Genomic DNA, 13,930 nt, shown 5'->3' on the forward strand with positions numbered 1-13,930 from the left:
CTAATAAAGCGATGCCGTTGCGCATCGCTCTTTTAGCCCAGCCAGCGCATGCTGCTGGGCTTTCTGCCGATTGTTTTTCCTCATTACCGCCGATTGAGAACATCTCTATTGGTGATAGCTTTGATGGCGATAGTTTTGAAACCGCGCTGCAAGCAGCGATTGATGCGGTAAGCCAAGGCAAGTTGGTTCGACTCATCGCTGGTACTGAGCATGATGAATCACAGCCCGCACTCTTGATGCTTGCGGGTTTAATGGCTGCCCAAAACAAAATTCATCCTCATGCGTACCTGTCAGGTTTTGCTGATAGCATCACGCAAGCACTTTCTCAATCACGACGCCATGAAGCCGACCTAAGCAACCGGCAAACGTTTGATACGCTAACAGCGACTCAAAAATTCTCTGCTTTTTGCCAGATGGTTGAAGACCTTGCAAGCCGTACAATCACAGACCATTACTGGTTCACTGAACCGCATAAAGCACGAGTGGCTAGCTTAACGTTTAGTGAGCAAAGCAGCCTTGTATTAACTCAAGCTACGGGGCTACAAGCCGCTAGCTCTCTGCTTTCAGCCACTCGATTGTTATTGATTGTATCGGGGCATGATGAATCAGAGTTACAAGCAAAGCTTGGCCAACTTGCTCAGCGTTTACATAACCTGCCAGAGAGTGGCGATGCATCAAATACCCTGATTCACTTGATGAGCGAAAACCTCAAGCAATATCAGGCTGATGCTTCAGGCAAACTGTCACTACAGGTCGTTGTCCTGCAAGGGACTTCAGTCGCCGCTGTGCAGCAAGAGATCTCTGCCATCAGTAACGCCCTGCCGAAAGTAATGGCTGAAAACAGCCACTATAAAACGCCGGCAGGCAGCTGTTTTTCGCCGTCACCAAACAGCAAAGGCGGAGTAACCTTTGTCTACCCCGGCGTCGGCACCGTTTACCCAGGAATGTTCCGCGAACTACATCAATATTTCCCAGCGCTTTACGCCCGCCTTGAACGTGAAGGTAACCTCAAGGAAATGCTACAAGCCGATAAGACATATGGTGACAATGCAGCCGAAATGAGTTTGGGTGAACTGGCCATTGCCGGTGTAGGTAGCAGCTATCTGTTAACCCAGTTGTTATGCGAAGAATTCGCAGTTAAACCTGATTTCGCTTTGGGTTACTCCAAAGGCGAAGCATCGATGTGGGCAAGTTTAGGCGTATGGAAAAATCCACACGCACTGATCGAAATGACCCAAACCAGTCCGATCTTTACCACCGCTATTTCTGGCAAATTAACCGCTGTACGTGAGGCGTGGCAGTTAAGCGACAGCGACGACATCACCTGGAACAGCTTTGTTGTCCGTTGTGAACCAGAAGCGATTGAAGCATTGCTACCTGAGTTTCCACATGCTTACCTTGCGATTATTCAAGGTGATACCTGTGTATTGGCTGGCTGCGAAAATGACTGCCGTGCACTTCTCAAAAAGCTGGGTAAACGCGGTATTGCGGCCAATCGAGTCACAGCAATGCACACCACACCAGCGTTGAGCCAGCATCAGCAAGTCACTGAGTTCTACCGCCAGCCACTATGCGATGAGCTGCCTGAGCACATTCGCTTTATCAGTGCTGCCGGCCTATTGCCCAAGAACCAGAATCAGCCGATAAACATCGATAGCCAAAGTATCGCTAATTCAATTGCGGATACCTTTTGCTCGACACTCGACTTTACGGCGCTGATACGCAGTGCCCGTGAGCAAGGTGCACGTTTATTTGTTGAAGTTGGCGCAGATAGGCAAACCAGCACCCTCATCGATAAGATTAATCGTGCAGATAAGGTGACAACAGAGAGTTGCACCGTTGCGGCAAATGCTAAAGGTGGAGACGATATTCTCACCCTGCTCAAATGCCTTGGTCAGCTCATCACGCATCAAATCCCTCTGTCACTGGAGCCCCTATTGAAAGGGCTTGAACAGCAGCAAGTGAATACTTCGTCGGCAGAGAATGGGGTGCTACCTGCGAACAAAGCACTACCTGCGAACAAAATACAAGGAGAGCCAGTGTGAGTTCTCAACAGAAAACGACTTCCTCAAGCAATAAAATCGCGATTGTTGGTTTAGCTAACCAGTATCCCGATGCGGATACACCGAAAGCATTTTGGCAAAACCTGCTGGATAAGAGAGACTCTCGCAGCACGTTAAGCCCTGAGAAGCTCGGTGCAAACCCTGATGATTATCAAGGTCAGCAGGGAGAGTCAGACCGCTTTTACTGCGATAAAGGCGGCTACATCCAGAACTTCACTTTCGATGCTAGCGGATACCGCTTATCCACCGAGAAGTTCGAAGGCCTAGACGACAGCTTTCTTTGGGCTCTGGACACCAGCCGGAAAGCACTGGCTGATGCTGGTATTCCGTTAGATGCCACAGTACTTGAACGTACCGGCGTGATCATGGGTGCCTTGTCTTTTCCGACCACCCGCTCCAATGATCTATTCCTACCGCTTTATCACTCTGCGGTAGAGAAAGCGCTCCAAGCAAAACTGGCTAACGACCATTTTTCGTTGAGCCCGTCGAATAACCAAGCAAAAAGTATCAACCCAGCCAATGGTGCGGCTGCCCATAATGCGTCTAAGCTAGTCGCCGACGCACTTGGCCTTGGTAGCGCCCAGTTGAGCCTCGATGCGGCCTGTGCCAGCTCGGTCTATTCGCTTAAACTCGCCTGTGATTACCTTAGTACCGGCAAAGCTGACATGATGCTGGCGGGCGCGGTTTCAGGTGCCGACCCATTCTTCATCAACATGGGCTTCTCCATCTTCCACGCCTACCCAGACCACGGTGTCTCGGTGCCGTTCGATAGCAACAGCAAAGGCCTGTTTGCCGGTGAAGGCGCGGGCGTGTTAGTTCTTAAGCGCCTTGAAGATGCTGAGCGCGATGGCGACAAGATCTACGCAGTTGTTAGCGGTATTGGCTTATCCAATGATGGTCGTGGTCAGTTTGTCCTTAGCCCGAACAGCAAAGGACAGGTCAAAGCATTCGAGCGTGCGTATGAAGCCACCGACCTGTCTCCGGATAGTATCGAAGTGATTGAATGTCACGCAACAGGTACCCCTCTGGGTGATAAAGTCGAGCTGACATCGATGGAGCGCTTCTTTGCCGACAAACTTAACGGCACGCAGGCACCGCTTATCGGTTCAGCAAAATCCAACTTAGGCCACTTGCTAACCGCTGCGGGTATGCCGGGGATCATGAAAATGATCTTCGCCATGAAAGAAGGCGTACTACCGCCAAGCATTAATTTATCAACGCCGCTTTCTTCACCTGATGGTTTATTTGGTTCGCACACACTGCCAACCCAAGTTCAGCCATGGCCTGACAAAGCAGGCAACCCTGAACGTCGCGCTGGCGTTTCGGTATTTGGTTTCGGCGGCTGTAACGCTCACCTGTTACTCGAAGCATATTCATCTCAGTCAGAGCCAACTGTATCGACATACGCAGCGCCGATTCAAAAATCTAAGCCGACTGTATCGACTCCGTTGAAAATCACCGGTTTAGCCTCGCACTTTGGTTCATTAAAAACCATCAATGCCTTGGATCATGCAATTGAAACAGGCGCAGATGCATTTGCAGCCTTGCCGAAGAAGCGCTGGAAAGGCCTTGATCAACACCCTGAGCTATTAAGCCAATTTGGTTTACATACCGTGCCGCACGGTGCGTACATCGATCAGTTCGAGCTGGATTTCTTGCGCTTCAAAGTGCCACCGAACGAAGATGACCGTCTGATTTCTCAGCAACTTTTACTGATGAAAGTCGCTGATGAAGCCATTCGTGACGCCAAGCTTGAAGCCGGACAAAAAGTTGCCGTTCTGGTTGCGATGGAAACTGAACTGGAAATGCACCAGTTCCGTGGCCGTGTTAACTTGCATACGCAGCTTGCCGATAGCCTGAAGAACATGGGTGTCGAACTGAGTGATAGCGAATACCAAGCCCTTGAAGCTATCGCCATGGACAGTGTGCTGGATGCTGCCAAGCTAAATCAGTACACCAGTTTTATCGGCAACATCATGGCATCGCGGATTGCCTCGCTGTGGGACTTCAACGGCCCTGCATTTACCATTTCTGCAGCTGAGCAGTCTGTCGCTCGTTGTATCGATGTCGCTCAAAACTTGATGTCGCAAGAGTCCCTGGATGCAGTCGTGATCGCCGCGGTAGATCTCAGCGGTAGTGCCGAGCAAGTTATTCTCAAAAACAGCATTACGCCAGTGGCTTCGACGGCACAAGATAGTGGTTGGCATGTCGGCGAAGGTGCTGGTGCGATTGTTCTTGTCGATGCTGAAAGTCAACAAAAGCAGCAAAACGTCAACAGCAGCGTAAGCTATGGCGAAATCAGCGCACTGGGTTTTGGTTCAATCAATCAAAGTCACTCTGTCGCTGATCGTCTTCTGGCTGAAACAGGTATTGCCGCAAACAACATCAGTTTGCTGGAGCTCAACCAAGCGCCAGAAAGCGCCGATGTCATGCACCTACCGCTTTCTCATGCATCGCAAACTCAGGCCAGCCAGCGCATGGGCCACTGTTATGCCGCATCGGGTATGGCGAGCATGCTCCACGGACTGTTGAACCTAAACAAAACGGTATCCAACACTGGTACAAAAGCAGCTATCGTCGCTAACCTCAGTGAGGGTCAGTGCTCGCAGCTTCTTGTCACGCAATCAGGCAACGAGACACAATCACTGACTGTGCGCCTTGATAGCGAATTGCCTGCCAACGCTACACGTCAGCTAGTCAAGCAAGTTACCCTTGGTGGACGCGATATCTATCAGCATATCGTGACAACGGATCTTCCTGAGCTACAGCAGATCCAGCAGAAAGTCGCTAACGCGAAACCGCGAGTACAAGCCATTGTACAAAAAGCTGTACAGCCTGTCGCGCAGGCGCCAAGAATGACACCAATTACGCCTAGCAAAGCGCCGACGCCATCAGTATCCCCGAATCTGGCAGCAGCTAGCCAGACACCGAACACAGGTATTCAAAGCAGTATGACAAACGTCCTATCCGCTAAAGAGCAAAATGATTTAAGCTCACTCAAGAGCGCATCATTTGTAGAAAATCAACAGTTGGCACAGCAGATCCACCAAGCCTTCTTGCAAAACCGCGAGCAAGGTTTGAAGATGGCTGACGCTCTACTGAAGGCACAGCTTAACGAAGTTACCGCGCAAATGAATGCGGGTACAGGCCAGGTCTTTAATCATCAACCTGACGCTGTTTCGGAACCTAACGCAACTTCAGAACAAGCCACACCGGCACAGAATGTAATGGCTGCACCAGCTGAAACAACGGCTATCGCAAAACCTATTCGCAAACCATGTATTTGGGACTATGAAGACTTAGTCGAATACGCTGAAGGCGATATTGCCAATGTCTTTGGCCCTGACTACGCGATCATCGACAGCTATTCCCGCCGTGTAAGGCTGCCAACTACCGATTACCTGCTGGTATCGCGCGTCACCAAGCTTGATGCAACCATGCTTGAGTACAAACCAAGCACCATGACAACAGAATACGATATCCCTGTGGATGCACCGTACTTGGTTGATGGCCAAATTCCTTGGGCCGTTGCTGTAGAATCAGGTCAATGTGACTTGATGCTAATTAGCTACCTCGGCATCGATTTTGAAAACAAAGGCGAGCGTGTTTATCGTCTGCTTGATTGTACCCTCACCTTCCTGGGCGACTTGCCGCGTGGTGGCGATACATTGCGTTACGATATCTCGATCAACAACTTTGCCCGTAATGGCGATACCTTACTGTTCTTCTTCTCTTACGAATGTTTTGTCGGCGACAAGATGATCCTGAAGATGGATAACGGCTGTGCTGGTTTCTTTACTGATGAAGAGCTGGCAGATGGTAAAGGTGTTATTCGCACTGAAGATGAAATCAAATCAAGAAACCTAGCGGTTAAACAGCGTTTTAACCCGCTTCTTCATTGTCAAAAAACGCAATTCGATTATCAGACACTACATAACTTGCTAAGCGCGAATATCGCGGGTTGTTTCGGTGACAGTCATATTTCAGATCGTCACCAACCATCACTGTGCTTTAGCTCAGATAAGTTCATGATGATTGAACAAGTTAGCCATGTAGATCCACAAGGTGGTGCATGGGGACTTGGCCTGATCGAAGGTCACAAGCAACTTGAAGCTGATCACTGGTACTTCCCTTGTCACTTCAAAGATGACTCAGTCATGGCTGGATCATTGATGGCTGAAGGTTGTGGTCAGTTACTGCAGTTCTTCATGATGTATCTGGGTATGCACACGCAAGTTCAGAATGGTCGTTTCCAGCCACTTGAAAGTGCACCACAACAAGTACGTTGCCGTGGCCAGGTGCTACCTCAATCTGCAGTGTTAACTTACCGTATGGAAGTCACTGAGATTGGTTTAAGCCCTCGCCCGTATGCGAAAGCAAACATCGATATCTTGCTTGATGGCAAAGTGGTTGTTGATTTCCAAAACTTGGGTGTAATGATCAAAGAAGAAGCGGAATGTACTCGCTACACCGGCTCATCAGAATATGTTGCCCAAGACAGTGCAGCTACTCTGGCTAACAACCTTACAGAAGATGTTGTTGTAGAAACAGCTGCACCCACTGTGAGCAAGCAAGCTTCTGCCAATGCACCTCTAATGGCGCAGATCCCCGACTTGAACACGGCACCTAACAAGGGTGTTATCCCGCTTCAGCACGTTGAAGCTCCAACAACACCAGATTACCCGAACCGCACGCCAGACACGGTACCGTTCACGCCGTACCACATGTTTGAGTTTGCAACCGGTGACATCGAAAAATGTTTTGGTCCTGATTTCTCAATCTATCGCGGCATGATCCCACCACGTACGCCGTGTGGCGATCTACAGCTAACCACCCGTGTGATAGAAGTGAACGGTACCCGTGGTGACTTTAAAACACCGTCGTCATGTATTGCTGAATATGAAGTGCCGGAAAATGCTTGGTACTTTGAAGAAAACAGCCACAACACACTGATGCCTTACTCGGTGTTGATGGAAATTTCGCTACAGCCAAATGGCTTTATTTCAGGCTACATGGGCACCACCCTGGGCTTCCCTGGGCAAGAGCTGTTTTTCCGTAACCTTGATGGTAGCGGTAAGATGCTACGCAATGTTGACCTGCGCGGTAAGACCATCGTTAATGATTCCCGCCTGCTTTCAACAGTCATGATGGGTACCAACATCGTTCAAAGCTTTAGCTTCGAGCTAAGCACTGATGGTGTGCCTTTCTATGAAGGTACCGCAGTATTTGGTTACTTCAAAGGTGCAGCGCTAAAAGATCAGCTTGGTCTGGATAACGGTAAAGTGACGCAACCTTGGCACATCGAAAACAATCGTACGCCAGATGTCAGTATCAACCTGCTTGATAAAGAAAGCCGTTACTTTAATGCGCCAGTTTCCGCAACAGGTGAAGCTCAACCACACTACCAGCTAGCTGGCGGTCGCCTTAACTTCATCGACAAAGTTGATATCACCAGCGATGGTGGTAAAGCGGGCTTAGGTTACCTGTATGCAGAGCGTACCATCGACCCAAGCGATTGGTTCTTCCAGTTCCATTTCCACCAAGATCCTGTGATGCCGGGTTCCCTGGGTGTCGAAGCGATTATCGAACTGATGCAAACTTATGCCCTAAACAAAGATTTAGGCGCAGGTTTCCGTTCACCGAAGTTTGGTCAGATTCAATCTGAAGTGAAATGGAAATATCGCGGTCAGATCAACCCACTGAACAAGCAAATGTCTCTGGATGTCCATATCACCGCGATTAAAGATGAAGACGGTAAACGCATCATCATTGGTGATGCCAACCTAAGTAAAGACGGCCTGCGTATTTACGAAGTAAAAGACATTGCAATCTGTATTGAAGAAGCTTGAGTTAGGAATGAATAATATGACAACGCAAACAACCATGAATAACGAAAAGCTATCACCATGGCCGTGGCAGGTAGAAGAAAATGCGATCCACTTCGATAACGCAGCAATGGCCAAAGTCCTAAAAGACTTGAGCCTTGGTTGTTACGTGGTTAATCATCCAGAAAAAGGCTTAGGTATTAGTCAACAAGCCGAGCTTACTTCAGGTGAGAGTGCAAGTGCTGACAATACTCACCCAGTAAGTGCATTCGCCCCGGCTCTAGGTACACAAAGCCTCGGTGACAATGACTTCCGTCGGGTACACGGCGTGAAATATGCCTATTATGCCGGTGCCATGGCCAATGGTATCTCTTCGGAAGAGCTGGTTATCGCTCTTGGTCAAGCAGGCATTCTGTGCTCATTCGGTGCGGCAGGCCTGATCCCGGCACGCGTCGAACAGGCCATTAACCGTATTCAGGCTGCGCTACCAAGTGGCCCTTATGCGTTTAACCTGATCCACAGCCCAAGCGAGCCTGCGCTGGAACGCGGCAGTGTCGAACTGTTCCTCAAGCACAAAGTACGCACCGTTGAAGCGTCAGCATTCTTAGGTCTGACACCACAAATCGTTCAATACCGCGCTGCTGGTTTAAGCCGCGATGCACAAGGCGAAATCGTTATTGCTAACAAAGTGATTGCGAAAGTTAGCCGAACTGAAGTCGCGATTAAGTTCATGGAACCAGCACCGGCTAAAATGCTTCAAGGCTTAGTTGATGAAGGCCGTATTACTGCAGAACAAATGGAATTGGCCCAGCTAGTGCCAATGGCTGATGATATTACTGCCGAAGCCGATTCTGGTGGTCACACCGATAACCGCCCTCTTGTAACGCTACTGCCAACAATTTTGGCGTTAAAAGAGACGATTCAAGCTAAACACCAATTCAAAACACCACTACGTGTTGGCTCTGGTGGCGGCATCGGTACTCCTGATGCAGCACTGGCTGCATTCAACATGGGTGCCGCGTATATCGTAACAGGTTCTATTAACCAAGCTTGTATCGAAGCTGGCGCGAGTGAGCACACTCGTAAGCTGCTTGCTACGACAGAAATGGCCGATGTGACCATGGCTCCTGCTGCCGATATGTTCGAAATGGGTGTTAAGCTACAGGTAGTTAAACGCGGCACTTTGTTCCCAATGCGCGCGAACAAGCTGTATGACATCTATACCCGCTACGATTCGATTGAAGCAATTCCTGCCGACGAGCGTCATAAGCTCGAAACTCAGGTATTCCGCTCTACCCTTGATGAAATCTGGGCCGGAACAGTGGCTCACTTTAACGAGCGCGATCCAAAGCAAATCGAACGCGCACAAGATAATCCAAAACGTAAGATGGCACTGATCTTCCGTTGGTATCTTGGCCTTTCAAGCCGTTGGTCAAACACCGGCGAAACAGGCCGTGAAATGGATTATCAAATCTGGGCGGGCCCGGCACTCGGTGCATTCAACGCGTGGGCAAAAGGTAGTTACTTAGATAACTACCAAGATCGACGGGCCGTTGATCTAGCCAAACATCTGATGCACGGTGCCGCTTACCTGTCACGTATTAACTTGTTAGCCTCACAAGGTATCAGATTGCCTGCGGAGCTGGCTCGCTGGAAGCCTGAGCACAAGATGGCTTAACAAAGATCAGTTTTTAGAAACCTACTAGCAAGCGGCCTTCAATTGAAGGCCGCTTTTTCGGGCCACTTAGTCAGCAATCAAAGCAGCAACTCTCTCCTGCAGCCCCCTCGCCGAGACATATTCTGGTGCCACAGCCTTCCCGGCAGCAATTTCTATTTTTGACCAAAACCGTGATGGCAATGTGGTAAATGCTCGCCCTCTCTCATGACTGAAAAACGATCCCCACACACCTATCAGGCCCAGAGGCACGACGGGTACCGGGTTTCGGCTGATGATTTTCTCAATCCCTTTTTTAAACGTATTCATCTCGCCGGTTCTAGTCAGCTTGCCTTCTGGGAAGATACAGACAATTTCACCTGCTGCCAGCTCTTGGCTGATGCTATCAAAAGCCTGCTGGTAGATCTTCGGAGACTTACCGTGGGCACAAATTGGAATAGCCTTGATCCATTTGAAAAAATACTTGGCAACCGGCATGTTGGCTATATCTTTGTCCATCACAAACCTTACCGGGCGACGGCAGGCACCTGCTATCAACAATGCATCGACATAGCTGACATGGTTACAGACAAGCACCGCGGCTCCCTGCTCGGGAATATTGTCCAACCCTTTGTGGTTGATTCGATATAACGTATGGGTCAGCAACCAGACCACAAAACGCAGTAGGAACTCATGTACCTGAGAGAACACATAGGTAGCCACCAGCACATTGCCGACTGACAGAACAAGAAACAGCTCAAGAATTGAAAGCTCAAAGACATTTAGTAAGAGTACGGCAGCAACGGCACTTAATACCATGAACAACGCATTCATGACATTATTGGCGGCAATGGTCTGAGCACGGCTTTTAGCCTCGCTGCGCTGCTGGATCAAGGCGTTCAAAGGCACGACAAAAATCCCGCCGAATGCGCTTACCATAGCAAGGTCAAACAGCATTCGCAGATTTTCGCCATGAGTCAGGAACGCTCGAGCTGTAATACCCGATTCGACAACAAGCTGCTGGCTGGCGAAAAACAAATCAAAACCAAACAGACTAATGCCAATGGCACCAATTGGAATAATACCCAGCTCAACTTGACCTCCGGAGAGCTTCTCGCAAACCAGTGATCCCATTGCTATACCAACTGAAAACACCGTCAGAAGTACTGTCACCAACTGCGGATTACCGCCAAGGTAATCACGGGCAAAATTAGGAAGCTGTGTCAGGTAGGTGGCCCCAATAAACCAGAACCAGCTAATGGCCAAGATTGAGAGGAAAATAGTCCGATCTTGGCGAGCATGGTTAACAGTTCTTACCAATTGAGTGAAGGGATTCCAGTTCACCACCAGCGACGGGTCGTTGGCTTTGGCCCGGGGAATGAACCGGCTGCTCAAATACCCCAGCACGGATAACACCAATACCGAAGCAGCAATCAACAGCGTCGAATCGCTCGCTGAAAATAACAAGCCTGCTGCAACGGTACCACCAAGGATCGCTACAAACGTACCCATTTCTACCACAGCATTACCACCCACCAGCTCCCGGTCGGCAAGATGCTGCGGCATCAAGGCAAACTTAGCAGGGCCAAACAAGGCTGACTGAGCCCCCATCAGGAATAATATCGCTAATAGTCCCGGCACATAGTTAAACCAGAGTGCAACAGCGCCAGCCGACATGATGGTAATTTCAGCCAGTTTAATTTTCCGGATCAACGAAGATTTCTCATACTTGTCAGCCAGTTGTCCCCCAATTGGCGACAGTAGGAAAAAAGGCAGGATGAACAGCCCGGCAGCTAAGTTGATCAGAGCGGTACTGGCCTCTTGGCTATAGAGCCCGGAAAATGCAATAAACAACAGCAAGACATTCTTAAACAAGTTGTCATTGAATGCGCCAAGTGCCTGAGTACTGAAAAAGGGTAAAAAACGCCTTTTCCCCAATAACGTAAACTGATTCATATCCTGCCCTCGTTGTTTTCAATCTTTGAATTCCTTGATTCAGTTAATCTACAACACAATCGAACAGTGTTCAATTGAATTCTATGAGATTTCCTCACTTCCAAATAAAATCAATGATATATAGATAATAAAGTTTATCCGTAACACGTAAACTAATGATTCAGTGTTGGATTATTGGGGAAGGTTAAAAGCACAGGTGACTTGATAATACAGCTTAGATGGAAAGAGGAAAAAGTTCATACCGACTCAAGTTGGGACAAAACCTTGTTGCGAATTTCAAGAGACTGAGAAATTTCGGATAATCTCTGCTATTGCAAAGCAATCGGTTTACCGACAAAGTAGTGGCCAACTTAACTCATCCACTACAACTTGAACCTTCTCTCTTTTATTACATCAGGACCCTTAAATGTCTAAATCTGACTCTTCTACTAGTGAAATCATTGATAATTTTGTGGCACCTGAGTGTCAGGCTAGGGTAGAGATCCTTTATCAAGATGATGATATTTTATTGATTAATAAGCCGAGTGGTTTGTTAAGTTTATCGGGTAAAAACCCTCTTAATTGGGATTCAGTGCATTATCGTTTAGTTAACGGTCAAGGCGCTACCCAGACTAAAAAAGCGACGCCTGCTTTTATGGATGCTAAATTGCCACATCGGCTAGATTTAGGGACTTCTGGTGTTATGGTGGTGGGGCTTAACAGTGCTGCATCTAAGAGTCTGAATAAACAGTTTCAAGCACGGACAGTGCAAAAGCGTTACCTCGCTATGTTAACGGGATGGGTTAAAGCTGACAGTGGCCAAATATCTGCCCCTATTGCTAAAGATAAGACTTTGTTCCCCCGTGTAAAGATTTGCCACGGTACAGGGAAAAGTGCCACTAGTGACTATCAGGTAATTAGTCGTTTGGATAACCCCCCTAGAACTTTAGTGCAATACACACCCATTACAGGTCGCACCCATCAATTGCGGATCCATAGCCTTGAATTTGGCTACCCTATTTTAGGTTGTGATCTTTATAACAGCCCAGAGCTAAGCAACAACCTTGAAGCGAATGACATCTCACAGCGCTTAATGCTCCATGCCAGCGATATTTACTTCACTCACCCAGCCACAGGCGAGCCTATCCATGGTCATAGCCCAAATCCATTTTAAGTAATAAGTGTCACGTCTATACTTGGTTCGAGCTTGTGCGCTCAAATCTTCAGTATTCCGAACTTATGCTCAGATGAGATAACGTATCTTTTAACCTTATACGTTTGTTTGTCGTGGCGCTTATTTTAAGGAAAAGGGTCGAGTGCCTTGGTTTCAGTTCAGGGAGGCAAAATAAGAGTCTCTCTAAATTGTTTGTTTCCAGCTCTATGACTGCGTGACTTCTACGACTCCGTTACGTTTAATTGCGAGCCAAATGTAAACAGAGTTTTCGGATGACAGAGTTTTCAGAGTTCTCCTAACTCGCCTTTGGACAAAAACGAGTTTGGAACAACGGGAGAAATCTACCCTTAGGATAACTTCTGGTATCCCAAAACAGACCAACCACCGCTATTACGCGATGGTAGAGTTGCACAGTTCTGGACAAATTCTTTCAAAACACAAGCTGTCGACGCTGCTACAGAATTGCATATAAATCCAAGAAAAATGCATACCGCACTTAAAGATCACTCATCGAAGCTCTGAGTTTATCTCTTGTTTGTACGCCTAAATTGCTGCTAGTCCAACCAAACTGATCACTGTGAAATCTCGGAAAAATGTGGAGGTGGTAATGGCCTAGTTCGTTAAAATCCCCGTTATTCTGGATGAAGCTGATTCCATCAGGACAAAACTTAGCCTCAATCCTACGATATAGATCTTTAGCCACAGTATTTATCTCATCCAGAATACGTTGCGGAAGCTCAGGGAAAGAAGCGTATGGTTGCTTCGGGGCAATTAGTATGTGGCCGAAGTTAATTGGATCATGGTCGGCAAATGCAATCACATCCTGCGATTCATAAACTATCACAGCGTCAATTTCACGATTCGCAATCTGTTCAACAATAGTCATGAATCCCCCCACCATTGAGGCATAAGCTCGCTTAGTTTTATAGTTTCACCATTACCATTTATTAAAACATCTAAGTTTCGGTTTTGGGGATGAAGTTGCATTAATAATTCAATACAGGCACCGCAAGGAAGAATAAAGTCGCTCTCTTTGATACACACTAACCTAGTAATTCGGAATTCTCCCTCAGTTACCATAGAACCGATAGCATTCCTTTCTGCACAGATACCCAGTGAACACGCAGCGTCTATGCAAACACCGCTATAGAGATGACCACTGGATGTTTCAATAGCTGCTGATACCTGTCCGCATGTAATGCGTCCGCTGGACTCTTGAGCCCTAACTTTTGAGCGAGCAAGATTGATGAGATTCTCGTACATATACTATCTTTCCTCT

Annotated in this window: 7 protein-coding genes; 4 read left to right on the forward strand and 3 right to left on the reverse strand. The window is 47.9% G+C overall.

Going from position 1 to position 13,930, the window contains the following annotated elements:
* The first annotated feature begins 11 nt into the window (after positions 1-11).
* Genes AC51G0_RS12625 through pfaD form a run of 3 tightly spaced genes read left to right on the forward strand, consistent with a single transcriptional unit; the run spans position 12 to position 9,566 of the window.
* Positions 12-2,045: a PfaB family protein gene (locus AC51G0_RS12625; protein ID WP_496301938.1), complete on the forward strand. Its 2,034-nt coding sequence runs from the start codon at positions 12-14 to the stop codon at positions 2,043-2,045.
* On the forward strand, positions 2,042-7,912 hold the full coding sequence (locus AC51G0_RS12630) for a beta-ketoacyl synthase N-terminal-like domain-containing protein (protein WP_496298864.1): 5,871 nt from the start codon (positions 2,042-2,044) through the stop codon (positions 7,910-7,912). Before AC51G0_RS12625 ends, AC51G0_RS12630 begins: the two co-directional genes overlap by 4 nt.
* Before the next feature lie 16 nt (positions 7,913-7,928).
* Positions 7,929-9,566 (forward strand): eicosapentaenoate synthase subunit PfaD, encoded by a 1,638-nt coding sequence (gene pfaD, locus AC51G0_RS12635; protein ID WP_496298866.1) that lies wholly within the window; start codon positions 7,929-7,931, stop codon positions 9,564-9,566.
* A 66-nt stretch (positions 9,567-9,632) separates the two neighbouring features.
* Here pfaD and AC51G0_RS12640 read toward each other — a convergent pair whose 3' ends face one another.
* The gene (locus AC51G0_RS12640) at positions 9,633-11,498 is read right to left on the reverse strand and encodes an MFS transporter (RefSeq protein WP_496298867.1); all 1,866 of its coding nucleotides are present in this window, start codon (positions 11,496-11,498) and stop codon (positions 9,633-9,635) included.
* A gap of 406 nt (positions 11,499-11,904) precedes the next feature.
* On the opposite strand from AC51G0_RS12640, the gene AC51G0_RS12645 reads away from it, so the two are divergent.
* Positions 11,905-12,651, forward strand: a complete 747-nt coding sequence (locus AC51G0_RS12645) for an RluA family pseudouridine synthase (RefSeq protein ID WP_496298868.1) — start codon at positions 11,905-11,907, stop codon at positions 12,649-12,651.
* 496 nt (positions 12,652-13,147) lie between these two features.
* Here the strand turns inward: AC51G0_RS12645 and AC51G0_RS12650 are convergent, their stop codons facing one another.
* Together AC51G0_RS12650 and AC51G0_RS12655 are read right to left on the reverse strand one after the other, a co-directional pair.
* Positions 13,148-13,537, reverse strand: coding sequence for an HIT family protein (locus tag AC51G0_RS12650; protein ID WP_496298870.1), 390 nt, complete (start codon positions 13,535-13,537; stop codon positions 13,148-13,150).
* Positions 13,534-13,914, reverse strand: coding sequence for a cytidine deaminase family protein (locus AC51G0_RS12655; protein ID WP_496298872.1), 381 nt, complete (start codon positions 13,912-13,914; stop codon positions 13,534-13,536). The genes AC51G0_RS12650 and AC51G0_RS12655 overlap by 4 nt, the downstream gene beginning before the upstream one ends.
* Between the last annotated feature and the right edge of the window lie 16 nt (positions 13,915-13,930).

It is taken from the genome of Photobacterium sp. HL06, from assembly GCF_059552575.1.